General features: G+C 41.5%; 24 protein-coding genes and 1 pseudogene. 20 read left to right on the top strand and 5 right to left on the bottom strand.

Translation table 11 applies throughout. The features are described from left to right. The 3 genes from AC0VX1_RS20180 (at nucleotide 1) to AC0VX1_RS20170 (ending at nucleotide 2,617) form a co-directional block, all read left to right on the top strand. On the top strand, nucleotides 1-705 hold the full coding sequence (locus tag AC0VX1_RS20180; protein WP_057276850.1) for a response regulator: 705 nt from the start codon (nucleotides 1-3) through the stop codon (nucleotides 703-705). Between the two features lie 400 nt (nucleotides 706-1,105). After that, nucleotides 1,106-2,407: a CitMHS family transporter gene (locus AC0VX1_RS20175; RefSeq protein WP_475468564.1), complete on the top strand. Its 1,302-nt coding sequence runs from the start codon at nucleotides 1,106-1,108 to the stop codon at nucleotides 2,405-2,407. Between the two features lie 63 nt (nucleotides 2,408-2,470). Further along, a complete protein-coding gene (locus tag AC0VX1_RS20170; protein WP_463500141.1) occupies nucleotides 2,471-2,617 on the top strand; it encodes a hypothetical protein in 147 nt (48 codons plus the stop codon). Between the two features lie 76 nt (nucleotides 2,618-2,693). Here AC0VX1_RS20170 and yyaC read toward each other — a convergent pair whose 3' ends face one another. Then, nucleotides 2,694-3,263 (bottom strand): spore protease YyaC, encoded by a 570-nt coding sequence (yyaC, locus tag AC0VX1_RS20165; protein WP_475468562.1) that lies wholly within the window; start codon nucleotides 3,261-3,263, stop codon nucleotides 2,694-2,696. Between the two features lie 224 nt (nucleotides 3,264-3,487). Here yyaC and AC0VX1_RS20160 point away from each other — a divergent pair, with 224 nt between their 5' ends. Beyond that, complete coding sequence (locus AC0VX1_RS20160; RefSeq protein WP_475468560.1) at nucleotides 3,488-4,330, top strand: pentapeptide repeat-containing protein; 843 nt, start codon at nucleotides 3,488-3,490, stop codon at nucleotides 4,328-4,330. Nucleotides 4,331-4,716: 386 nt separating this feature from the next. Beyond that, complete coding sequence (locus AC0VX1_RS20155) at nucleotides 4,717-5,454, top strand: MerR family transcriptional regulator (RefSeq protein ID WP_268564412.1); 738 nt, start codon at nucleotides 4,717-4,719, stop codon at nucleotides 5,452-5,454. A gap of 82 nt (nucleotides 5,455-5,536) precedes the next feature. On the opposite strand, the gene AC0VX1_RS20150 is transcribed toward AC0VX1_RS20155, so the two are convergent. Further along, nucleotides 5,537-5,938, bottom strand: coding sequence for a hypothetical protein (locus tag AC0VX1_RS20150; RefSeq protein WP_475468558.1), 402 nt, complete (start codon nucleotides 5,936-5,938; stop codon nucleotides 5,537-5,539). Nucleotides 5,939-6,023: 85 nt separating this feature from the next. Between AC0VX1_RS20150 and AC0VX1_RS20145 the strand changes: the two genes are divergently transcribed. Continuing rightward, on the top strand, nucleotides 6,024-6,446 hold the full coding sequence (locus tag AC0VX1_RS20145; protein WP_475468557.1) for a UPF0715 family protein: 423 nt from the start codon (nucleotides 6,024-6,026) through the stop codon (nucleotides 6,444-6,446). A gap of 31 nt (nucleotides 6,447-6,477) precedes the next feature. On the opposite strand, the gene AC0VX1_RS20140 is transcribed toward AC0VX1_RS20145, so the two are convergent. Then, on the bottom strand, nucleotides 6,478-7,158 hold the full coding sequence (locus AC0VX1_RS20140; RefSeq protein WP_475468555.1) for a copper homeostasis protein CutC: 681 nt from the start codon (nucleotides 7,156-7,158) through the stop codon (nucleotides 6,478-6,480). 217 nt (nucleotides 7,159-7,375) lie between these two features. On the opposite strand from AC0VX1_RS20140, the gene AC0VX1_RS20135 reads away from it, so the two are divergent. The 4 genes from AC0VX1_RS20135 to AC0VX1_RS20120 all read left to right on the top strand — a co-directional run bounded on the left by AC0VX1_RS20135 (nucleotide 7,376) and on the right by AC0VX1_RS20120 (nucleotide 9,667). Beyond that, a complete protein-coding gene (locus tag AC0VX1_RS20135) occupies nucleotides 7,376-7,642 on the top strand; it encodes a transporter suffix domain-containing protein (RefSeq protein ID WP_034309540.1) in 267 nt (88 codons plus the stop codon). Nucleotides 7,643-7,680: 38 nt separating this feature from the next. After that, a complete protein-coding gene (locus AC0VX1_RS20130) occupies nucleotides 7,681-8,307 on the top strand; it encodes an NUDIX hydrolase (RefSeq protein ID WP_475468553.1) in 627 nt (208 codons plus the stop codon). Nucleotides 8,308-8,677: 370 nt separating this feature from the next. Beyond that, entirely contained in the window at nucleotides 8,678-9,139 is a 462-nt protein-coding gene (locus AC0VX1_RS20125; RefSeq protein ID WP_052137328.1) for a DUF2690 domain-containing protein, read from the top strand. 84 nt (nucleotides 9,140-9,223) lie between these two features. Continuing rightward, nucleotides 9,224-9,667, top strand: coding sequence for a DUF2690 domain-containing protein (locus tag AC0VX1_RS20120; RefSeq protein ID WP_413023234.1), 444 nt, complete (start codon nucleotides 9,224-9,226; stop codon nucleotides 9,665-9,667). Between the two features lie 26 nt (nucleotides 9,668-9,693). On the opposite strand, the gene AC0VX1_RS20115 is transcribed toward AC0VX1_RS20120, so the two are convergent. Both AC0VX1_RS20115 and AC0VX1_RS20110 read right to left on the bottom strand, forming a co-directional pair. Further along, nucleotides 9,694-10,236 carry a methylated-DNA--[protein]-cysteine S-methyltransferase gene (locus tag AC0VX1_RS20115; RefSeq protein WP_475468551.1) on the bottom strand — a complete coding sequence of 181 codons (543 nt, stop codon included), beginning with the start codon at nucleotides 10,234-10,236 and terminating at the stop codon, nucleotides 9,694-9,696. Beyond that, nucleotides 10,226-10,822 carry a bifunctional transcriptional activator/DNA repair enzyme AdaA gene (locus tag AC0VX1_RS20110; protein ID WP_413023187.1) on the bottom strand — a complete coding sequence of 199 codons (597 nt, stop codon included), beginning with the start codon at nucleotides 10,820-10,822 and terminating at the stop codon, nucleotides 10,226-10,228. The genes AC0VX1_RS20115 and AC0VX1_RS20110 overlap by 11 nt, the downstream gene beginning before the upstream one ends. A gap of 174 nt (nucleotides 10,823-10,996) precedes the next feature. Between AC0VX1_RS20110 and AC0VX1_RS20105 the strand changes: the two genes are divergently transcribed. From AC0VX1_RS20105 to AC0VX1_RS20060, 10 genes and pseudogenes are all read left to right on the top strand, one after another. Beyond that, nucleotides 10,997-11,923 carry a DNA-3-methyladenine glycosylase family protein gene (locus tag AC0VX1_RS20105; RefSeq protein WP_475468549.1) on the top strand — a complete coding sequence of 309 codons (927 nt, stop codon included), beginning with the start codon at nucleotides 10,997-10,999 and terminating at the stop codon, nucleotides 11,921-11,923. 99 nt (nucleotides 11,924-12,022) lie between these two features. Continuing rightward, nucleotides 12,023-12,227: pseudogene (locus AC0VX1_RS20100) on the top strand (collagen-like protein); the annotation flags it as partial. 275 nt (nucleotides 12,228-12,502) lie between these two features. Beyond that, nucleotides 12,503-14,098: an ATP-binding protein gene (locus AC0VX1_RS20095; protein WP_057276838.1), complete on the top strand. Its 1,596-nt coding sequence runs from the start codon at nucleotides 12,503-12,505 to the stop codon at nucleotides 14,096-14,098. Then, entirely contained in the window at nucleotides 14,092-14,781 is a 690-nt protein-coding gene (locus AC0VX1_RS20090) for a response regulator (RefSeq protein ID WP_057276837.1), read from the top strand. Before AC0VX1_RS20095 ends, AC0VX1_RS20090 begins: the two co-directional genes overlap by 7 nt. 272 nt (nucleotides 14,782-15,053) lie before the next feature. Next, entirely contained in the window at nucleotides 15,054-15,332 is a 279-nt protein-coding gene (locus tag AC0VX1_RS20085; RefSeq protein WP_475468546.1) for a helix-turn-helix transcriptional regulator, read from the top strand. A gap of 268 nt (nucleotides 15,333-15,600) precedes the next feature. Beyond that, nucleotides 15,601-16,893 (top strand): CitMHS family transporter, encoded by a 1,293-nt coding sequence (locus tag AC0VX1_RS20080; protein WP_063575383.1) that lies wholly within the window; start codon nucleotides 15,601-15,603, stop codon nucleotides 16,891-16,893. Between the two features lie 203 nt (nucleotides 16,894-17,096). Beyond that, on the top strand, nucleotides 17,097-19,040 hold the full coding sequence (locus AC0VX1_RS20075; protein WP_239858698.1) for a PTS mannitol transporter subunit IICBA: 1,944 nt from the start codon (nucleotides 17,097-17,099) through the stop codon (nucleotides 19,038-19,040). Nucleotides 19,041-19,126: 86 nt separating this feature from the next. Beyond that, on the top strand, nucleotides 19,127-21,217 hold the full coding sequence (locus AC0VX1_RS20070) for a BglG family transcription antiterminator (RefSeq protein ID WP_475468544.1): 2,091 nt from the start codon (nucleotides 19,127-19,129) through the stop codon (nucleotides 21,215-21,217). A 5-nt stretch (nucleotides 21,218-21,222) separates the two neighbouring features. Beyond that, complete coding sequence (locus AC0VX1_RS20065; RefSeq protein WP_034309501.1) at nucleotides 21,223-22,365, top strand: mannitol-1-phosphate 5-dehydrogenase; 1,143 nt, start codon at nucleotides 21,223-21,225, stop codon at nucleotides 22,363-22,365. A gap of 391 nt (nucleotides 22,366-22,756) precedes the next feature. Then, nucleotides 22,757-22,882 (top strand): hypothetical protein, encoded by a 126-nt coding sequence (locus AC0VX1_RS20060; RefSeq protein ID WP_475468541.1) that lies wholly within the window; start codon nucleotides 22,757-22,759, stop codon nucleotides 22,880-22,882. Nucleotides 22,883-22,992: the final 110 nt, after the last annotated feature.

Here is a 22,992-nt window from a genome sequence, read left to right as displayed (position 1 = left end):
ATGTCCAAAGGACCGATCACAGTTGTCATTGTTGAAGATGACGAGAATGCAGTGAATATATATAAACAATTTACGAATCAACTAGATCAATTTACTGTCATTGCTACAGCTAGCACAGGCAAGCAAGCGCTGAATATACTGCATGCCGCACAACCTGACTTAATTTTATTGGATATCTTTTTACCTGATATGAATGGAATTGACCTTCTTCGGGAAATTAGGAGGGAATACAGGGGGATTGATGTAATTCTGATCACGGCCGCGAATGATACCGAAACAGTCAGTGAAGCAATTAGGGGAGGGGCTTTTGGTTACCTTATAAAACCGATCATTATCGATAAGCTTCTTGCGACGCTCAACCAATACGACATGACGAGACGGCAGCTGCATAATGGCAATTTAGTAAATCAAGATAAAGTGGATACTCTTTTTCGGACCATAAGTAATTCAAATACAGCAAATGATGTCCAAATGAATTCTCTTCCCAAAGGGATAGACAAACATACCCTGAAAATGGTCAGAAGCAAGATTCAAAACGTCAATGGCAGTTTAAACGCGGATGAACTAGGTCAACTTGTTGGAATAAGTTATTCAACCATGCGCAGATACCTGGAGTATTTAGTTTCCTGCAATGAAATGGAAGTTGAGGTTTTGTATGGAAGTGTTGGAAGGCCTGAAAGAAAATATAAAATAAAACATATGTAAATCCCAGTTGATGAAATTCGTTTTCATCAATGGGGTTTTTTCTTTTGGCTCTTTTCGTAAAGATTGTTGTTTTTAAAACGAAACTATTTTAGGTTGATTGGAGCGGAAGTGCGAAACTCCTGCGGGAGCAGCGGGACAAGTGAGACCCCACAGGCGTTTACGCCGAGGAGGCTCACCGCCCGCACCAAGGAAAGCGAGCATCTGGAGGGGAAATCAACCACACTGCACTACTTCGTAAATAGCAACAAAGTATGCGAAAACAGCCTTTCTTTTTCAGGCGTGAAAAAAATGAAAAAAACTCTTATTACTTTCTTTATATGTGAATAAGGCTTAATGGATGATAGTCTCTAAAGAAAGCGCTATCAAAACAAGATGGTGATAAACAGAAGGGGGCTTGAAGATGTTATCCATTTTAGGATTTTCGATGATTGCAGTATTCATGTATTTAATTATGTCGAAGCGACTATCGGCACTAGTGGCCATTATGCTCGTTCCCATCATATTTGGAGTGATTGGAGGATTTTTTACAGAGCTGGGACCCATGATGCAGGAGGGTGTTGAAGGGATAGCTTCAACTGCCATAATGATTTTGTTTGCGATTTTATATTTTGGAATAATGATAGATTCCGGTTTATTTGATCCGCTTATTTCTAAAATATTGAAAATAGTAAAAGGAGATCCTTTAAAAATAGTTGTAGGAACCGCTATTCTCTCAATGACCGTCGCATTGGATGGGGACGGGACAACTACTTACATCATTACTGTCTCAGCGCTTTTACCCCTTTATAAGCGTCTGGGCATGAACAAAATCATATTAGCCACTGTAGCGATGCTATCCATGGGTGTAATGAATATGACACCATGGGGGGGAGCCTCCGCAATGGCGATGGCATCGTTGAACCTTGACGCATCGGAATTGTTCTTGCCAATGATTCCTGTCATGGGATTTGGCCTGATTTGGGTTCTTGTCGTGGCTTTTATATTGGGAAAAGGGGAACGAAAGAGATTGGGCGTAGTGGAGATCCAGCATGATCACACAAACTCGGTGGCCAATTCCGAGTTAGCGGCAACAACGGTTTCCCGTGATTATCGCAGGCCGAAATTGGTCTGGTTCAACTTCATTTTAACGATTGTGCTCATGGCATCATTAATCATTGATTTTATGTCTTTGACCATTTTATTCATGATTGCTTTCGCCATCGCGTTATTGGTCAATTATCCTGATTTGAAAGATCAGCAGGATAGAATCGCCGTTCATTCGAAAAATGCCTTGGCCGTCGTTTCAATTGTCATTGCAGCCGGGATTTTTACCGGAATCATGTCTGGAACGAAAATGATTGATGCAATGGCCATTACGTTGGTCTCTTTTATCCCGGAATCTTTTGGACCATTTTTACCGGTTATTGTTGCGTATGCCAGTGCTCCTTTTACTTTCTTTATGTCAAATAATGCATTCTATTTTGGCGTACTTCCCATTATCGCACAAGCCGCTGATGCTTATGGAATTAGCGCGGCAGAAATAGGGCGCGCTTCATTAATAGGGCAGCCGATACACGTATTGAGTCCTTTGGTAGCTGCAGCACATTTACTAATAGGTTTAGTTGGCACTGACTTCGGTGATTTACAGCGGTTTGCCGTGAAATGGGCATTAGGGACTGTCACGGTCATGACAATAGCGGCGATAATCCTGGGAGTCATTTAGTAAAAGGAATGGTTACTCTATCGTACAGATCGGCAAATCGATATTTTATAATGGAGGATTTCAATGTGGATCATCACACTCTATAAAAGCAGAGATATTGTAATGTTTGAATTTGAAACAGAACAAGCAGCAAGGGACGTTTTCTGTAATATTCAGGGCAATAAGATTCTTTCAGAAGTTATTTACTTTAATGATCCAGGTTTAGCATGATGATAGCAATGTCCTTCAAGACTATGCATTTCATTGTTTACCCCGAAAAAGCTTAGGCTTTATTGGGGTTTTCCCACTATTTTAAACTTTTAACAATGATTCTTGTGGTAATCTTCGCCAGATTCATGACAGTATCCAGCCTTGTTTCATTTAGAGATTGTTTGGGCAAAAGGGGATCTAAATAATTTACGACGGCCTTTAGGTGATAATCACCCAATTCAGGTAAGGGTTTATTCATCGCTTCACCAGGGCTAAAAGGACCTTTTGTCAGAATGATAGAACCGATTTGATGATAACCGCCCAAACAAGCATCGATGCCAAAAATAAAGGGATTTTTGAATTGCTTTTTTATTTCTTTCAAAACACTTTTCAAATTAAGGGCGTGAACAGGTTCTGCGAGTGTTCCGAAGACATGATAAGGGACTTGGTTTTCTCTTAGCATCGTCCCTACTAATGGCCCGAATGAATCTCCGGTGGATCGATCTGAGCCAATACATAAAAAGATGATCTCTTTGGACGTTGACCGAAGAACTACTGCGATCCGAAAAGACATTTCGTCCATTTCTCCTTCTGTATCCAGCGTGTAGTTGCAATCCTGGATTTCTTTTTTTGTCTCCCCATTTTTCCTGCCACCAAAAGGATACATGCCTACACCCCCTAGAGTACCGTGATCTTGAATAAAGTATAACATGATTATGGAAATCACTTGCTTCCCTCTAATGATTAATTTCAGATTTCTTGTTTATTTGTATTTTGTTAATATATAGATTAATTGGTTTTTTTTATAAAATGAAAACAAAAAAATATACTGTATGAAACTTTTGATTTTAAAAAAGGCAGAGCCAGTGTTTTATAGAAGGAAGTGTAAGAATGCAAGTAACGAATAACGATAGTATCCATAATCAATTACGTGCAGACTGTGAGAATTGTTTTGGTTTGTGCTGTGTAGCATTGCCATATGCAAAGTCTGCTGATTTTGCATTTGATAAAGATGGAGGTACACCATGTTCAAACCTTCAATCCGATTATCGTTGCGGCATCCATGAAAATCTTAGAGCAAAAGGGTATAAAGGCTGCACGGTATATGAATGCTTCGGTGCCGGTCAAAAGGTATCCCAGCTTACCTATGATGGAAACGACTGGAGGGACAACCCCGCATCAGCAAAGGAAATGTTCGAAGTTTTTCCAATTATGCAACAACTGCATGAAATGCTTTGCTACTTAAATGAAGCACTTAATTTAGAAGATGCGCAACCTCTTCACCGAGAATTGCAGGCCGCTTTTGAAGACACGGAATACCTCACTAAACAAAGTTCAAAGTCTATCATGGAACTGAATGTACCAGCTCATAGAACGATCGTTAACGATTTACTCCTGCGCACAAGTGAAATGGTACGTGCAAAGGTTTCAATTAAGAAAAATAAGAAAAAGCCGAACAAAATAGGTAGGGGAAGTGACCTGATCGGTGCAAAATTGAGAGGTGCTGACCTTAGGGGAGCGAACTTAAGAGGGGCTTTGCTTATTGCATCCGACCTCAGGGAAGCCGACATGAGAGTGACGGACCTGATCGGTGCAGACTTTAGGGACGCTGATTTAAGCGGTGCCGATCTCACCGGAAGTTTCTTCATCACACAAGCACAGATTAACTCGGCTAAAGGCGACACGAAGACAAAATTACCGCATCCATTAAGAATTCCCGATCATTGGAGGTAGAAGAATGTTTCATTCACGAGTAAAAGCGTAAAACTCACGAGTAAAAGCGCGAAACTCACGAGTAAAAGCGTAAAACTCACGAGTAAAAGCGCGAAACTCACGAGTAAAAGCGTAAAACTCACGAGTAAAAGCGCGAAACTCACGAGTAAATGCGTAAAACTCACGAGTAATGGGAAATTTACTACATAGTGCATGAACATCAATAGCAAGTAAATTAGACTTGGCTTTAATCCGAAGCTTTATCAGAGAGAGAACTCTACTAACATGCGATTCTTCATTAGGAAGGATCGTCTTTTTAAATTTGGGCGGGAAATGTTCATTTTTCCTTTGACTCTGACGTTGCGTGATACCTTAATGTAAATGATATCGAAAGGAGGTAAGAAGCAGTGGCAATGAAAGTGAAGGAGCTAGCCGATTTGGTTGGCATTAGTGTGCGGACACTGCATTATTATGATGAAATCGGGTTATTATCGCCGGAGGAAATAACCGATGCAGGTTATCGCCTTTATTCGAATGATAATCTTGAGATGTTGCAGCAAATCCTGTTTTTCAGGGAACTTGGCATGCCATTAAAGGAAATAAAACAAATGGTAAACAGCTCTTCGTTTGATAAACAAGATGCGTTAAAGCAACATCAAAAAATGTTACTGGAGAAACGCAGTCAGCTCGATAAATTGATTAAGACGGTCGAAAAATCGATCAAGCATATGAAAGGGGAAATTCAGATGACGAATAAAGAGAAATTTGAAGGATTTGACTTCAGTCAGAATCCATATGAAGAAGAGGCTCGCAAGCTTTGGGGGGATAAAGCTGTCGATGAGTCGAAGGCTAAAGTGGCGGGGATGTCCAAAGATGCACAGAAAGTTGTATCGGAGATCTATTTAAAACTTGCGGCAATCCGAGATGCTTCGCCCAAGTCGGAGGAGGCACAAGAGGCCATTAAAGAATGGTATGATTGTTTGAACAATAACTTCGGCACATACACGCTGGATGCTTTCAAAGGATTGGGTCAAATGTACGTGGACGATCAACGCTTCACCAAAAATATCGATCAATACGGTGAAGGATTGGCAAAATTCATGTGTGATGCGATGGGGCATTTTGCGGATGCTAACAAAAATTAAATCTCGAGATTGAGAAATACATGAAGGAAGGCTGCTCCGGCAACCTTCTTTTTTTGGAGCTGGATATGGCAATAGCCGACCCCTATGGTCTATACCCGTATGAAAAACTGAATATGAATATGAAAAGTAAAAAAACGGCCAATGCTGGAATGAAACTAATCAGCACCCATCCCTTCGCTTCCTTACTTTTCACACTTGTGAACCATTTAAAATAAATGTACAGGAGAATGATTAAAAAGGACCATAAATAATAACCAGTCATCGTGTCAACCCAGGCTGAATTTTTATCCCAGTAGGCGTCAGGCACAGGAGTGATATTTTCATACCGTTCATCAATTTTATTTTTTGTGGTAATGAAGATATAGGAAATGGCAGAGTAATAAACGACAATGACGGCTTTTACCAACCAGGGTATGAATCTATTGGAAAGGACGATTATAAAGATGATGGCCAGAAACACGAATAATTCGAAATATAGCTCCAAAATAAAAACACCTCCATTTTATATAGTATAATGATTATGTAAAAATTCCCATTATATTATAGTAGACTGCGAGGTACTGGTTAAAATGGAACTTTGGAAAATCAGTCAAAAGGTTTCGGAGCTAAGCGATGTGATTCCTTATTATTTTTTTAGTCTAGTTTCTTCCTGTCTGTCGCTTTCCACGGTGTTGGTTGTATTCAACCTGGGTACCTGGGGAGTGATTGGCATTATCGTGATTTCTTTTTATGTCGTTATCCCGTATTTATTATTTGCTGTTCCGGTACAGGTCCTTTTCAATAAACATCCTAAAAAATTCAGTGTAATCTATTTTTGCCTTTATATTTTTTTCTCTTTGCCGGCCGTATTCATTTATAGTTCGGTGCTTAATTTTGACTTCAGCATGGATATTTTGACTACAAAGAATTACTATGCAATCAGCCTTTTAGCGGCACTGTTTTTTTGGTTTTGGGATTCGGTCTTTTTACAAAAAAAAAGCTCTGCATCATAAAAAGGGACCGGTTAAATGGTCCCTTCCAACATTATTTCTTTAGCAAGTTTACGATTTCTTTAGCTTTTTCTAATGTAACTCCTTCAATGATACTGTTGTTTTTTCGAACAGCCGTACCGAAATGATAGTGACCGGTATGCAGTTCGGAATGGATAGAAAGGATATTATCCTTATTCAATCCGCTTCCAACCAGTATGGCTATGTCGCCGCAGACTCTTTTCATTTGTTGAATCGTTTTCATGCGGCTAGAGAAATCCCCATGCCCGCCTGAGGTCAATATCGTAGTGATTTCTGGATATTTTGCCAGCATTTCAGCTGAAATGACAGGGTCGTGCGTATCATCGATGGCTCGGTGGAATGTAATCTCCAAACCTTCACATACGGTCAATAGTTCTTCGAGGTATGGTCGATTGATTTCATTTTTTTCATTTAATGCACCTAATACGACCCCGTTCGCTCCTAGTGATCGAATGATTTGGATATCTTTTTTCATGATTTCCAAATCCTTTTGCGTATAGCAAAACGACTGGCTGTGAGGCCTTACCATCACGTTGACTGGTATCTTCACTGAATTGACGGCAGCTTCTATCAGGGCGTGGCTTGGAGTTAATCCACCTTCGGCTAAAGAACTGACAAGCTCGATTCGATCTGCTCCCGATTCTTCGATTATAAGGGCATCTTCTATCGTTGTGGCAATGAATTCAATGTACATTGGATTTTCCTTTCCTGCATGCAAGTGTTATATGAATATTAAATCCATTAAAAATCGTAAAGTCAATTCATTAATAGTTTTCCTCAAATGGAATATCTTTATTTCTCAAATTTATGAAACGAAATGAACATTCAAACGTATAAAAAAAGAATACATTCAATGGTATATTTGTTCGGCGGGGTAATTAAATGAAAATATCATGACGGAGGTTATTTAATTGGATAAAGAAAGTAAGGAAATAAAGAAATCGAGATTTTACAAAGTAGGGATGGGGTTCCTTATCATTTCCCTTCTCACTTGGATCATTCCTGTCGCGGCTCCTTTTACGCCATTTTCGACTGCGGTCAAGGCTGGGGTCATAACAGGTGCGATTGTCTTTGCGGAAGTGATGTTTTGGGCAGGTGCGCTTTTGGTCGGGAAAGAAGTGGCCGCTAAATATAAAGGCTATTTAAACCCGAAAAATTGGAGAAAAGAAAAAGGCTGAAGCTGTTTTTTATAAAAAGGGCTGGGAGTGAAGCTCAAATGGAAACTGAGTTGTTGAAAGTTTTCGATTCCAATCGCATTCAAACCGGTGTGGCTTCGCGAGAGGAAGTACATAGATTGGGACATTGGCATGAGGTTTTCCATTGCTGGTTCGCAAGTTCGGAAGCGGGCGTGGATTATCTATATCTTCAGCATCGTTGTGCGATGAAAAAAGATTATCCGAATCTATGGGATATTACGGCTGCCGGCCATTTACTGGCACATGAAACGGTATACGACGGAGTAAGGGAGATTAAAGAAGAGCTAGGCATTGACGTTTCCTTTGACGAGTTGGTTCCATTAGGGATTATTGAATACCATCAAACGAAAGAAGGTTTCATCGACAAAGAACTGGCAAACGTCTTTCTATATGAACGTGCACATAGCTTCGATGATTTCACCCTGCAGCCAGAAGAGGTTTCCGGGATGGTGAAGGTTGTGCTGAATGACTTCGAAGAGCTTTGGACCGAAGCGAAGGACAAAGTGAATATTAAGGGATTTGAAATGAATCACGAAGGCCGCAGGATGATGATCGATCGATTTGTTGGACGGAATGAGTTCGTTCCGCATGATCGTTCCTATTATGATAGCATCATTAGATTGATCAGAGAAAACCTCGCTAATTGAATTTAATGCCCTGACAAAACGATTCGAGTTTTGTCGGGGCTTTTCTTTTTTCTTGAATAAAACATTAAGTATATCGACCTGTATCTTTCCCGATCAACGGCAGCCTATTGGCTCGTTTTGTTCCAGATTGATACGCATAAGTTCTTAGTTACCTTATTTTGTCCTGAATGGCTCATAGGGATAATGACTTTGTCTCTGTGATGATTCAGCTGATAAAGCGAGACACACCAGACTGTAATGATGATGCCAGGCTGCAACGTAAAGGCGGGGATGTAGTTTTTCATGAACTAGGGAATTTATCACTTGTAAGAATATTACAAAATTGTAAGATGAACAGTGTATAAATTTTGTTAAGGGGATGAGTGAAATAATGAAAAAAATGGTTTTATGCATTTCATTTTTTGTAGCTTCTTTAGTCCTTTTTGGCTCCCTTGATTCTTTTGCGAACAAAGCTTCGGCCGAAACACACACCTATGATGGAAAAAGTCCTTACTATAATAGTTGTGCGAATAGCGCTGTCACTAAGAAGTCGGTGAAAATTTATGCCAATGGCGGTTCTGCCAATTTGGAGTTGAAATTCAGCACTGTCTGTAAAACCGCCTGGGCGAAGATCACTCTAAGCAGACCGGCTAAAGCAGATGGTGAGGCAACGGCATTGGTTGTCCGCAATACTGATAATAAACAATTCAGCTGTGCATCTCCTGGAGGAAATGGTGAAATAAATAAAGGTCAAACGTCATGCTATACACCGATGGTATATGATTTAGATCCGCGTAAAGCAAAAGCGGTAGCCTTTTGGCCATATACAGCAGGTGAAACCGACTGGTATTAATGAAAAAATAAAAACCTTCATCTATATTTTTGCAAAGAAAGGATGAATGAATTGAATAAAAAGCTTAAAATGATAGGTTTAACCATGATGATGACACTGTCGCTGTTTGTTGTCGACTTTGGATTTGGAAAAAATCAAGCACTGGCCGAAACACACACCTATGATGGAAAAAGTCCATACTATAATAGTTGTGCGAATTCGGCGGTAACGAAGGATAAAAAATGGATCGATTCCAATTCATACGTAGAATTGAAATACAGCACTGTGTGTAAAACCGCCTGGGCAAAAGTGACCGTAACACGCCCCGCCGTATACAATCATGAAGCGGATGCCAGAATCGTCCGAAGTACTGATGGTAAGGCCTATACATGCTCAAGTTCCGGGGGCAATGGAGTCGTGAATATCGGGCAGACCTCATGCTATACACCAATGGTATATGACTATGACCCGCGCAAAGCACAGGCCCAAGGGATCCATGCGATTCCAAATAGTGATGCCTATAAAAAAGCAGTGACTATTTGGTACTAAAAAAACAAAAACGCAAAAAAGCATCCTTATAGCCGGATGCTTTTTTTGCGGTCAGATTGTGCTTCCAATTGAAGTAAATATCGTTTCATCTCCGTACCTCCACGGTAGCCGGTAATGGCCCCGTTTTTTCCGATAACCCGGTGACATGGCACCGTGATCAGAATTGGGTTGGCGCCAATGGCCGTACCAACCGCCCGAACAGCTGCAGGTCTTTGGATGATTTGGGCAATATCGGAATAGGAACAGGTTTGTCCATAGGGTATTTGATTCAGCGCTGCCCAAATTTCTTGTTGAAAGGGCGTACCTATTATATCTGCAGGAAGGGAGAAAGTCTGCCTGGTTCCTTCGAAATATTCTTGTAGTTCTTTTAGATAGGGATTTAATGCTTTTTCATTTTCAACAAGGTTCGCATGTGGAAAGCGTTTTTGCATCAAGGACTTCAGCTCTTCATACGTTTGACCGGGAGAGCCTACATAGCAAAGCCCTTTTTCCGTCCTGGCCACATATAATTGCCACTTATCATCATGCAATATGGCCCATTCAATGGTTTGTTTTTTATCATTCTTCATTTTCTTCACGCTCCAAAGCTTGAGTTTTGAGATAAGCATTCCTATATCCTGAAGGGGTATTCCCCATTTTCCTTTTGAATAACGTCATGAAATAGGGTGTACTGGAGAACCCGGCAGCGAAGCCTATTTCAGTTATCGGCATTTCGGAGGTTTCCAGCAGCCTCGCCGCTTTTTCAAGGCGAAGCCGCTGAATGTATTCAGTGGGCGATATTCCCTTCACTCGCTTGAATGTTCGTTGTAAATGATACGGGCTGCCATGGGAAATATCCGCCAATTTGTTCAAAGTGAGGGGTTCGCTGTAATGGGTGTCGATCCATTCGGCTATTTGTTCAACCCATTCTTCTGTCGGCACATTCAGTCCTTCCGGTTTACATCGTTTACAAGGCCGGAACTCCTCTTCCAAAGCCATCATGGCATTTTTGAAGATCTTCACGTTTTCCTTATTCGGCACCCTTGATTTACAGGAGGGCCTGCAAAAGATGCCTGTCGTAATTACCCCGTATAAAAAATGATCATCATATGCTGCATCACAATCTATAATAGCTTTCCAATATTCATTCGGGAAATCTGCCTTTTTCGGATTCACTACATTCACCTCTCCATTTAGTATACAAGAAAGGGTTGATATACAAACATTTTGTTAATATAAAAGCAAGATAACGTAATTGTTCAATAAATTTTGTTAAAATTAGGGAGTTAAATGAAAGAGCAAGATAACGTATCGGTTTGTCATTAGAATAAAGCTAAAGGAGGGAGCAGGATGATAGAGACATTATCAAATGATGAAGGCATGATGGAATTGAGGATTCATGCACCAAAAGAGTTTCGTTTTTCTGAAAATCTTAAATATTTATCAAGATCCTCCAATGAATGTCTGTTCGATATTGTTGATCAAAAGATTTATCGAGCACTTGTTGTCGAAAACGAGACGCTTTTAGTAGAAATCAGTGCGATGAATGAAACGGAGCTGACCGTCCGTTTCCCAGGACGAACAGCACCGATGGAAAATCAGGTAAAGGATGCTGTTTGCCAATACGTTCGTCACTGGTTCGATCTTGAGACAAATCTGCTTCCTTTTTATGAATTGGCCCAAAATGACCCTTTATTGCAAAAGCCGGTAAGCCAATTCTTCGGCTTGAGAAATATGGGCATCCCTGATTTATTTGAAGCGATTGCCTGGGGAATACTTGGTCAGCAGATTAACTTGACTTATGCCTATACCTTGAAACGGAGGCTTGTGGAGGGATTTGGTGAATATGTTGAATTCGAAGGAAAGCAATATTGGCTGTTTCCGACCCCTGATGCAATCGCGAAATTGACCGTCGAAGATTTTGCCGATTTGAGGATGACGGTAAAGAAGTGTGAATATTTAATAGGTGTTGCTCAACTGATTGCAGAAGGGGAACTTACTAAAGAAAAGCTGTTGAATGCAATGGATGTAAAAGAGGCTGAAAAAATGCTGACCAACATACGGGGAATCGGTCCGTGGACAGCGAACTATGTCTTGATGCGCTGTTTGCGTTTTCCAGCAGCCTTTCCCATCGATGACGTCGGGCTGCATAATTCCATGAAACTGCTCATGCAAACAGAAGCAAAACCAACGAAAGCGGAAATCCTGAAACTATCGGAAGCGTGGGCTGATTGGGAATCCTATGCAACCTTCTATTTATGGAGATTGCTATATTGAATCCCAGGATAAAACTGCAAGTAACGTCGATATATCCCTATATTCGGAGATAAAACTATAAATTACGTCGATATATCCCTATATTCGGAGATAAAACTGCAAATAACGTCGATTTCAGCATTTGCAATAGATCCGGGTGCGATTTCGTTTTGTCTGTTTTTATATAACTAAACAATGGTGCGCGTTTCTGGTATTACCCCCTCTTCGTCGGACCACGTTCTGTTGCCGGCTTCAGGTGGAATGGCAGGTTCTGGACGTTTTTGGCATTGAGACAAGACAAATCAATTCATTTAGCTGTTTTTGAAAAAATGCTCAAAGGAAATGTTTCCTTTGAGCATTTTATGTTTCTGATTGTTTTGCTTTCAAGACACATTGTCCATAGATAAGCATCATTAAGATTACAAGGTGGAAAATAACTGCTCCTTGAACTTCGCACCATCATCGGCGTGTCCATTTTTCTTAAATAGGGCACTGGGAAATAAATGGCCAACAATGTTCAATATTTAATAGAAATGGTAAAATCATTATGCTCCTATAAAAATTAGTGAATGAAAATGAAAATAGAGGATGCTGTTGAATATGAGGAAAGTATCGCTGGAAACCAAGATTCTCGGGTTAGTCTTATCGTTGAGCCTGTTTTTGATCCTGTTATTGACGACTACTTTTTCCTATATGGAAGGAAGGCAAATAGCGAAGGATAAAGGTCAATTGGCGTTGGAGCTTTCAAAGACGATTAGCTTCATGCCTACCGTTACAGAGGCTTTTGAGACGGATGATCCCGCTGGCATCATCCAGCCGATTGCCGAAAAGATCCGCAGGGAAACAGGTGCAGAGTTCATTGTTGTGGGGAATGCAGAGGGAATTCGCTATTCCCATCCGCTGGCTTCCGAAATTGGGAAGCGGATGGAAGGCGGGGATAATAGCAGGGCCATTCAGGAAGGTGAATATTATGTCTCCGAAGCGGCAGGATCACTCGGTCTTTCCATTCGGGGGAAGTCACCGGTATTCAATGAGGATGGAAAAATAATTGGAATCGTCTCCGTCGGTTTTTTGGTGGACGATGTCCGCGCCCAAATTTTCAAGGATTTGTCCAAGGAGATGATTGTATCTTTAGTGGCCATCATGATCTCGATCATTGGCAGTTATATGCTGGCAAGGAGCATACGTAAAGATACACTGGGGCTGGAACCATTTGAAATCGCCAATTTATATAAAGAAAAAAATGCAGTGCTTCAATCGGTGAAAGAAGGGATTCTGGCCATTGACCAAAATGGGCTGATTACCTCGATGAATCAGCCGGCAAAAAAATTGCTGGATATTAAAGAGTCCGTTCGCCATTTGAACGTCGATGGCCTTTTTCCTTCGAAATATTTATTCGAGGTGCTGAAGTCCGGTGAACCGCAAGTGGATAAGGAGATTTCATGGGAAGACAAATCCGTTATCGTCAATTGTACGCCGATTTTCGATAGTGAAGGGGTAAGCGGTGTTGTCGCTTCGTTCCGTGATCGAACGGAAATTGAGGAAATGGTCAACACACTATCGGAAGTGAAGATGCATTCAGAGGATTTAAGGGCACAAACCCATGAATTTACCAATAAACTATACGTCCTTTCAGGTTTGATACAATTAGGGGAATACGATGAAGCAATCGATATGATTCAAAGCGAAACATCCGAATTGCATTCCCTGAACCGTGTCGTGTTCGAACAGATAAAGGATACAAAGGTACAAGCCCTGTTACTTGGCAAGATCGGGAAAGCATCGGAGAAGAAGATCATCTTCGAAATAGATGCACAAAGTTACCTGGAGAAACTGCCGGACCATATAAAACTGTCACAACTGACATTGATTCTAGGAAACATTATCGATAATGCACTTGAAGCGGTTTCAAGCATGGAGGAGCCGCTCGTGAAATTTTTCGCCACAGATATCGGAAATGATATGGTATTTGAAGTGAGTGATAACGGAAAAGGAATACCTGAGGATGCCATCGCCCATATTTTCGATAGGGGTTTCACTTCGAAAAACAGCGGAAGTCCGAGTGGTTATGGACTTTCGAATGCTGATCATGTCGTAAAAGAGCTGGGCGGAATCATCGAAGTCCAAAGCGAAGATGGGAACACCATATTCACCGTTTATCTTCCTAAAGAACAGCGAGGAGGGAAAGAATGCTGAAGATAAGAGCAGTCATTGCAGAGGATGATTTTCGTGTAGCGGATATCCATGAAAAATTCTTGAAAAACTTTGATGAAATAGAAGTGGTCGGAAAAGCTGTCAATGCCAAAAAAACGCTTCGGATTTTGGAACAAAAAAGCCCGGATTTGCTTTTGCTTGATGTTTATATGCCAGATCAGCTTGGTACAGACCTCCTTCCGGACATACGGAAAAAATTCCCGAATGTGGATATCATCATGATTACCGCGGCAACGGATAAAGAACAACTGGAAAAGGCGCTTCACTATGGTGTTGAGAATTATTTAATTAAACCAGTGGAGATGAAGCGTTTCAACCAAGTTATCGAAGAGTATCTGAAGAAAGTCCATCTGATGAAATCCAAACAAGAGATAGACCAGGATTTTGTGGATCTCATTTTGAAAAAGGGTTCATCCGTATCGGAATCGAACGATGGGCAGGCCCTGCCGAAAGGGGTAGACGAAATCACTTTGGCGAAGGTGATCGAGGTACTCGAAGGAAGCGATATCGGTTTGTCGGCTGAGCAAGTGAGCGGACAGATCGGCGCTTCCAGGACAACCGCGAGACGCTACCTGGAATACTTGATATCCGTTAAGAAATGTAAAGCGGAAGTCGTATATGGGGTAGTGGGGAGACCTGAGCGAAGATATTATAAAATTCAATAGAATTAAGTGAGAGACACCTTCAAGATGGAAGGTGTCTTTTTTAGGCTGTTTTCACATATACTTTGTTGCTATTTACCAGGTAGTGAGTTGTGGTTGATTTCCCCTCCAGATGCTCGCTTTCCGCGGGCGTAAACTCCTGTGGGGTCTCACCTGTCCCGCCGCTCCCGCAGGAGTCTCGCACTTCCGCTCCAATCAACCTTAAATAGTTTCGTTTTAAAAACAACAATCTTTACGAAAAGTGCCTTTTTTTATCATGCATCGTTTGAAAGATTATGAAAAAAGCAATATATGTCAAAAAAACGATTGAATATATAGAGAATAGCTTACAAGACGAATTATCCTTGGAGAACATCGCAAGGTTCGCAGGTTTTTCGAAGTTTCATTATCATCGTATTTTTCAAAAGGAGCTTGGCGTGACCGTATCGGAATATATTCGATATCGAAGAATTGCCAATGCAGCTAACATGCTGCTTTATGCCGATGAAAAAATAATCGATATTGCTTTATATTACCGCTTTGAAACACAATCGATACACCAACGACCAATATAGATTACGGCTGTGACCTTTTGGACGGACCGGAAAATTTATCATTTGAAGAATAAATGCGCGGAACATTTGCTTGAATATTCGCTTATTTCCTTGAAGAACGCGCCATTCAACCCAGGGAATGGCGTTCGGTTCCTCCTCGAAAAATCGCTTCCGTGAACACAATGAACACAATTAACATAATAATTTTAAAAAACAATAAATTGAGAACGCTTACAAATGAAGCGGTTTCATATACACTTTATCTTATTAGAAGATAGGAGTGATAGATATGCTCGCTTTATTAGGATACTTGATGATAGTAGTGTTTATGATTTTAATTATGACAGGGCGACTTTCAGCCATGATAGCTTTGATTGCAGTACCAAGTGCCTTTGCACTTATTGGCGGGTTTGGCGGTAAAATGGGTGAGATGGCGCTGGAAGGGATCAAAGACGTTGCGCCAACGGGAATCATGATTTTATTTGCGATCCTTTTCTTTGGCATTTTGATTGATGCTGGGGTTTTTGACCCGATCATCAATACGATCCTTAAGGTTGTAAAAGGAGATCCGGTGAAAATTGCCATCGGCACGGCAGTCCTGGCTTTGCTGATTTCCTTGGATGGAGATGGTACGACTACTTATATGATAACGATTTCTGCCATGCTTCCGTTATATAAACGGATTGGAATGAGACCGCTAGTATTGGCCGGCATTGCCGTTTCGTCATCTGGAGTCATGAACCTTCTTCCTTGGGGAGGCCCTACAGCACGGGTGATGACCGCTTTAAAACTTGAAATGTCCGATGTTTTCACTCCTGTCATTCCTGCGATGATTGGCGGAGTCCTATTCGTCCTTTTCATGGCATATTGCCTTGGTAAAAAAGAAAGAAAGAGAATCGGGATCATTGAGGTCGATTATCATGCTGTGGCACAGCACGCGGCTGCAACGGAAGATGCTTATCTAAAACGGCCTAAAATGATCATATTCAATTACGCATTGACTCTTACACTGCTGGTTGCGCTGATCATGGAACTTATGCCTTCAGCGGTTCTGTTCATGGTAGGTTTCGCGATTGCCATTACGGTTAACTATCCGAAACTCAGTGATCAGAAAGAACGTGTAGCAAACTATGCGGACAATGCTTTATCCGTCATTTCGATGATTTTTGCAGCAGGTGTTTTCACTGGAATCCTTGCCGGCACGGAGATGGTCGATGCCATGGCAAACTCTTTGATTCAGCATATTCCAGATCAAATGGGCGCACATTTTGCTGTCATCACAGCCATCATCTCAGCACCTTTTACGTTCTTCATGTCTAATGACGCATTTTATTATGGGGTGCTCCCATTACTTGCTAAAGCGGGGGCTGCTTATGGAATTGACCCTGCCCTGATCGGCAGAGCTTCACTATTGGGGCTTCCCGTCCATCTATTAAGCCCGCTTGTTCCATCTACCTATCTATTGGTTGGAATGGTAGGGGAAGATTTCGGTGCCTTGCAGCGCACTTTCCTGAAATGGGCATGCGGATCGACGCTTGTCATGATAGTGGTTTGTGTCCTATTGGGAATCATCCCGCTATAAAGCTTTAAAGAGTCCCGTTCGCCACGATGCGAACGGGACTCTTTTATGTCTGCATCAAGCGCTGAATAAATCTGGAAAAGTGAGATACATTATGTTTGTCTTCTCTTTCGCGACAAAGTTAGCTTTTTCTTTTATTGAATGAGGGATGTACGTACCTTAAGATTAAAGGAAACAATATTTAATAAGAAGGGAAGAGAGCAAAAATGGCTCACTTTAATATAAAAGTTGCAGTTCAAAAGTTCGGTAACTTTCTAAGTTCAATGGTCATGCCGAATATATCAGCTTTCATAGCATGGGGGCTAATCACTGCCCTATTCATCCCATCTGGTTTCCTGCCAAATGAAAGCCTTGCCAAAATGGTTACACCGATGGTTACGTTTTTATTGCCGCTTTTAATTGGGTATACGGGCGGTAAGCTAATCCATGACCACCGCGGAGGCGTAGTCGGTGCCATTGCGACAATGGGCGTCATCGTCGGATCTGACATCCCGATGTTCCTTGGAGCCATGATAATGGGACCGTTCGGCGGTTATGTCATCAAGAAATTCGATCAATTGATTGAAGGGAAAATAAAAGCCGGTTTTGAAATGCTTGTTAATAATTTTTCGGCGGGGATTATTGGCGGCTTATTGTCCATTCTATCCTTCTTGGCCATCGGGCCTGCTGTTGACGTATTTACAGGCTGGCTTGTAGCAGGAGTCGATTGGCTTGTCGGTACAGGTTTACTGCCGTTGACAAGTATCCTGATCGAGCCTGCCAAGGTCTTGTTCTTGAACAATGCCATCAATCATGGTGTACTATCACCAATTGGTGTAGAGCAAGTCAAACAAACAGGGGCTTCCATCCTGTTCCTTCTGGAATCGAATCCAGGACCAGGTATCGGCGTACTGCTCGCTTATTGCTTTTTTGGAAAGGGAACGGCGAAGAAATCGGCGCCAGGAGCTGCCATCATTCATTTCTTCGGCGGGATCCATGAAATTTATTTCCCTTATATCCTAATGAAGCCGATGTTATTCTTAGCCGTCATTCTTGGAGGCATGAGTGGAGTTTTCACATTGGTCCTACTAGGCGGAGGATTGTTCGCTCCAGCATCTCCAGGCAGCATACTTGCCATTACAGCGGTAACTCCGCATAATGCAGGTGCATATATTGCTAACTTTGCAGGCGTCATCGTAGCCGCCCTTGTTTCATTCATCGTCGGTGCATTCATCCTGAAAACAGGAAAGCAATCTGAAGAGAATATTGAAGATGCCGCGAAAAAAATGCAAGAAATGAAAGGCAAGAAAAGCTCTGTTGCCGATGTATTCGCTTCAGAACCGGGAACGATGCCAACAAACGTCAGCAAAATAATTTTTGCCTGTGATGCCGGAATGGGATCAAGTGCGATGGGGGCTTCGCTGCTTCGCAAGAAGGTGAAGGAAGCCGGATTGAATATCACTGTTACAAATACGGCGATCTCAAACATTCCTGCTGATGCACAAATCGTCATTACACAGGAGGAGTTAACTCCAAGGGCACAGAATAAAGTGCCGAATGCCTATCATGTATCCGTCGATAATTTCCTATCAAGCCCTGAATACGATTCATTGCTTGCACGGCTTCAGGATGACGGTACAGATGAGCTGCATGAAATCGTCGAAGATGCTGAAGAGAAGGTTCCCGGTGTTCGTGAACATTCAATCGAACCTGGCATCGACGGGGATGAGCCGGAAGGTAATGAATTGCTTCGTGAAGAAAATGTCTTCCTTAATCAACAGTTCGCCAATAAGGAAGAAGCGATCCGCTTTGCGGGAAGAGCTTTGGTCAATGCAGGTTACGTTAAGGAAAGCTATATTGAAGCGATGATTGCCCGTGATGAATTGACTTCAACCTATATGGGGAACGATGTAGCCATTCCGCACGGAACCGAGGAAGCTAAGAAAGATGTCCTTAAATCCGGATTTACCGTTTTACAAATTCCTGATGGTGTCGACTTTGACGGCCAAAAGGCACGATTGATATTCGGCATTGCCGGCAAGGACGGGACACATCTTGAAATTCTATCTGGCATTGCAGTTACATGCTCTGACATGGAGAATATTGAAAAGATGGTTAAAGCCACATCAGCCAGGGAATTGATGGATATTATAAATGTAGAAAATAATTAAATACTCTTAACCAAGAATAGAAAAGCGTTATACGCTTTTCTATTCAGTATTTTCTCGTGTTACTCCACCAGAAATGAGTTGGTAGCATGTATATTACTTCAAGGGAAAAATCAATCATAGAATTGATCATAAAAACTTCAGGAAAACATACAGCCTTATCCATTGCGACACAATTGAATGTTAGTGTCCGGACGGTTCAACGCGATTTGAAGTCCATAGAAAAAATCCTGCAATCATTCGAGTTGCATTTAACACGCAATACACATGAGGGACTGTCCATCGACGGGAAGAATGAACAAGTCTTTCGGCTTGTACAGCACCTGATGGGCAATCATCCGATCGATCAAACGCCACAAGAAAGAAAACTGCATCTTCTTTTAGCTTTACTGCAGGAAGAATCATATAAAACCCAAGTTCTTGCGGGGGATCTCGGAATAAGCATTACGACTCTTACAACCTATTTGGACGAACTGACCGAATGGTTAAAGAATTTTAATATCGTGATTACCAGAAAAAGGGGAGTCGGAATAGAGCTTGCCGGCACCGAAGAAAATAAACGGAAAGCCCAGGCAGCCTATTTCTTGCACTTCTTTAATGAAGAGCTGATTGAAAGTTTATTTTTGCTGCAAGAAGGGAAATTTCCAGAAGCGAAAATCCTCGACTATTTTGATCCCGAATATCTTCTGGCTATCGACGGGGTGCTGTTTTCCACTTTTAACAGTGCCCACTCCCGATTGGCGGATAGCGGGTATATAGGGTTAATTGTACATATTTATGTAACCCTGCAAAGAAATGAAAGCCAATATTTTTTGGAGAAGGATTTCAATAAAATAAGCGAACTTTCCGATGAGACTAATCTCATGAATAAAATAGGCAAGGAACTCAGCGCCATGCTGGAAGTCTCTTTTACCATCGATGATATAAGCTACCTTGCAGCCGTCCTTAAAGGCTCCAAGCTTCATGCGGCGGATGCCGTTCCCTATGACAGTGTGCTGCTTGGCCAGCTGATAAGAAACCTGATAAAAGATGTTTCGGCACAACTGCAAATCGATTTGACCAAGGATTTCCCATTGTATCAGGGGCTCCTTGCCCATATGGAGCCATCGCTTTTCCGGATCAAACAGGAAATGGGATTGTACAACCCCTTAACCGAAGATATTAAGCGAAAGTATCCGGTTCTCTTTTTGGCAGTGAAGACCAGTCTGGAAAAGGGATTCAAAGAAATAAAAGAATTTCCTGAAGATGAAATAGCCTTCATCGTCCTTCATTTCGGATCTGCATTAGTGCTGCGGGAGGAAGAAATATCAATAAGGGCACTCATCGTTTGCCCGACAGGTATCGGTACGTCGAAGATGCTTGCAAGCCGGATCAAAAAGGAAATCATCGAAATCGAGACTGTAGAAATCAAGACCATCAAAGACATCCAGCAGCAGGGCAGCCTGAAAAACTATGATGTGATCATTTCTACCGTCCGGCTTCCGTATATCGATAGTGATTATATCCTTGTATCCCCTCTTTTGAGTGAAGAGAATATTTTGAACATCAGGAATTATTTAAGGAAGAATATCGAAAACTTCACGAAGAATAAGCGTTATGGAATTCAGTCAGCCGATAAGGATACCGTGACCAAAAAAGAGGATGGCGAACTGAAAGAAGTGCTGCAGGAATTGAAAGATGCCCAGCAGAGCATTGAGTCGATCATGGATAATTTCCGGTTTTATCGGCTGCCGCATCGGAAAGGACATCCAGAAATCATCGAAGAAATGGTGAGGATGGCTGAAACGGAAGAACTGCTGAAGGGTGCGGATGATGTGGTCAGATCCTTGAAGGAACGGGAAAAAAAGGGCGGTTTAGGCATTCCGGGCACGGGGATGGGCCTTTTCCATACGAGACAAAAGAATGTAAAAGAACTGATATTCCGGGTGGCCCACCTGGAGGAATATCGTCTCGTCAAAGGTATGGACGGCAATGACGTCCATATGAAAAATTTACTGCTGATGCTGGCACCTGAAGAATTGAGTGTGAAGCAGCAGGAAATCGTCAGCTTAATAAGTTCAAGCTTAATTGAAAGCAATGAATCCATCATGATTTTTTCATCTTCGGACGAAGAAATGATTAGAAGAAGGCTGGAAGCCATATTTTTGGATTATTTATATACTAACTTGATAAAGGGATGATTGTAATGAAACAAGCAGTACATTTCGGTGCAGGAAACATTGGAAGAGGATTTATCGGAGCACTTTTTTCACAATCTGGATATCATGTGACATTTGTAGATATAGCTGATCAAATCATCGATCAGTTAAATGATAAAAAGCAATATCAAGTCAAACTGGCCACTGATCAACAAGAATCAGTCACTGTGAAAAATGTTTCGGGTTTAAACAGTTTAAAGCAGGAAGAGGAAGTCATTAAAGCAATTTCCGAAGCAACCTACCTCACCACTGCTATTGGTCCCAATATTTTGCCTCATATCGCTCCTTTAATTGCAAAAGGATTGGCATCAAGAGTGAAGGAAACCGATGAAAAACTATATGTGATCGCTTGCGAAAACCAAATATCGGCAACAGACCTTTTAGAAGGCTATATTCTGGAAAACCTGGATCAAGCCACAAAGGAAAAACTAGCCGATAAAGTTTACTTCTTTAACTCAGCAGTCGATCGCATCGTTCCTATCCAAAATAACGAAGGATCACTTGATGTTTTGGTGGAACCTTATTATGAATGGGTCGTTGAAACGAAGGAAAGCATACCTGCCGTTGAAGGGATGACCATTGTAAAAGAACTCGCCCCATTCATTGAGAGAAAACTGTTTACCGTTAATACAGGACATGCCGTCATTGCTTACCTCGGTTATCTCAAAAATAAAAAATCAACGATTGACCAGTCATTGGAAGACGCAGGCATTGTGGAGCAAGTCAAGAAAACCCTAGGGGAAACGGGTGCCTATTTAATAAAGCAATACGGCTTGGATGCAGGTGAGCATCAGCAGTATATCGAAAAAATCATTAATCGTTTTAAAAACTCCTACCTGAATGATTCGGTGAATAGAGTCGGACGTTCACCGCTGCGTAAACTCGGGCCAAACGACCGTCTCGTGCGCCCTGCCGTAGAAGCAAAGAAAGCCGGACTTTCCTATACAAATCTGGCGAAAGCGATAGCGGCCGCTTTACTCTTTGATTTTAACGAAGATGAAGAAGCCCTTAAACTGCAAACGATGATCAAAGAACACGGTGTAGCTTCAGCACTTAAGGAAGTTAGCGGCTTGGACGAGAATAGCGAAATCACCGAAGAAGTCATCAACCACTACAACAACTTGAAATAAAAGCCGAAGAACTCCTGAAATCCTTTTCAGGAGTTTTTTACTTAATCAAAAAGCCAATCATCGAAGGAACTGGCATCCGATAATAAAACTCAAAAAAACCTTGTAAACAGTAATCATTACGTTTTATAATGGAAGACAATCAAGACAAGAGAGAGTGTTTTAAAGAATAAATCGTAATCATTTTGATTTATTAGACGAAAAGCACTGAAAGAATGGATTGAAAAAGAAGGATTCGTGCAATAAATAGAGAATTTGGTGCATTTTTTAATATTTTAGTCCTATTGCAAGAGATTTAGAGCTGTTATTTAAGGGTTTAGAGCAAATACTCACGAATTTGAAGCAAATACTCACGAATTTGAAGCAAATACTCGTGAATTTGGAGGATTTACTCGTGAGTTTAGAGCAAATACTCGTGAATTTGGAGGATTTACTCGTGAATTTGGAGCAAATACTCGTGAGTTTAGCACATACACATATACTCGTGAATGGATGTTTACTCTCGAGGAGGATTACATAGTTTGATTTCGGATAAGCATTCGGCGATGTGTTACGTCGTTTGATGATGGTAAAGCTGCAACCTAAATCGTAATCAATACGATTTTAAAACAGTCAATAAAAATAGTTGAG

The organism is Peribacillus sp. QJM3NY_7 (assembly GCF_056173225.1).
The sequence above is the reverse complement of the archived record's forward strand: the minus strand, read 5'-3'. Positions and strand labels throughout refer to the sequence as shown.

Excerpts from the sequence above, each read along its gene's own strand:
- AC0VX1_RS20125 (WP_052137328.1), top strand. The coding sequence starts at position 8,678 with ATGAAAAAAATGGTTTTATGCATTTCATTTTTTGTAGCTTCTTTAGTC.
- AC0VX1_RS20085 (WP_475468546.1), top strand. The coding sequence starts at position 15,054 with ATGAAAAAAGCAATATATGTCAAAAAAACGATTGAATATATAGAGAAT.
- AC0VX1_RS20140 (WP_475468555.1), bottom strand. The coding sequence starts at position 7,158 with ATGTACATTGAATTCATTGCCACAACGATAGAAGATGCCCTTATAATC.
- AC0VX1_RS20075 (WP_239858698.1), top strand. The coding sequence starts at position 17,097 with ATGGCTCACTTTAATATAAAAGTTGCAGTTCAAAAGTTCGGTAACTTT.
- AC0VX1_RS20115 (WP_475468551.1), bottom strand. The coding sequence starts at position 10,236 with ATGAAGAATGATAAAAAACAAACCATTGAATGGGCCATATTGCATGAT.
- AC0VX1_RS20070 (WP_475468544.1), top strand. The coding sequence starts at position 19,127 with ATGTATATTACTTCAAGGGAAAAATCAATCATAGAATTGATCATAAAA.
- AC0VX1_RS20130 (WP_475468553.1), top strand. The coding sequence starts at position 7,681 with ATGGAAACTGAGTTGTTGAAAGTTTTCGATTCCAATCGCATTCAAACC.
- AC0VX1_RS20120 (WP_413023234.1), top strand. The coding sequence starts at position 9,224 with ATGATGATGACACTGTCGCTGTTTGTTGTCGACTTTGGATTTGGAAAA.
- AC0VX1_RS20180 (WP_057276850.1), top strand. The coding sequence starts at position 1 with ATGTCCAAAGGACCGATCACAGTTGTCATTGTTGAAGATGACGAGAAT.
- yyaC (WP_475468562.1), bottom strand. The coding sequence starts at position 3,263 with ATGTATCCTTTTGGTGGCAGGAAAAATGGGGAGACAAAAAAAGAAATC.
- AC0VX1_RS20095 (WP_057276838.1), top strand. The coding sequence starts at position 12,503 with ATGAGGAAAGTATCGCTGGAAACCAAGATTCTCGGGTTAGTCTTATCG.
- AC0VX1_RS20170 (WP_463500141.1), top strand. The coding sequence starts at position 2,471 with ATGTGGATCATCACACTCTATAAAAGCAGAGATATTGTAATGTTTGAA.
- AC0VX1_RS20105 (WP_475468549.1), top strand. The coding sequence starts at position 10,997 with ATGATAGAGACATTATCAAATGATGAAGGCATGATGGAATTGAGGATT.
- AC0VX1_RS20145 (WP_475468557.1), top strand. The coding sequence starts at position 6,024 with ATGGAACTTTGGAAAATCAGTCAAAAGGTTTCGGAGCTAAGCGATGTG.
- AC0VX1_RS20080 (WP_063575383.1), top strand. The coding sequence starts at position 15,601 with ATGCTCGCTTTATTAGGATACTTGATGATAGTAGTGTTTATGATTTTA.
- AC0VX1_RS20175 (WP_475468564.1), top strand. The coding sequence starts at position 1,106 with ATGTTATCCATTTTAGGATTTTCGATGATTGCAGTATTCATGTATTTA.
- AC0VX1_RS20065 (WP_034309501.1), top strand. The coding sequence starts at position 21,223 with ATGAAACAAGCAGTACATTTCGGTGCAGGAAACATTGGAAGAGGATTT.
- AC0VX1_RS20090 (WP_057276837.1), top strand. The coding sequence starts at position 14,092 with ATGCTGAAGATAAGAGCAGTCATTGCAGAGGATGATTTTCGTGTAGCG.
- AC0VX1_RS20160 (WP_475468560.1), top strand. The coding sequence starts at position 3,488 with ATGCAAGTAACGAATAACGATAGTATCCATAATCAATTACGTGCAGAC.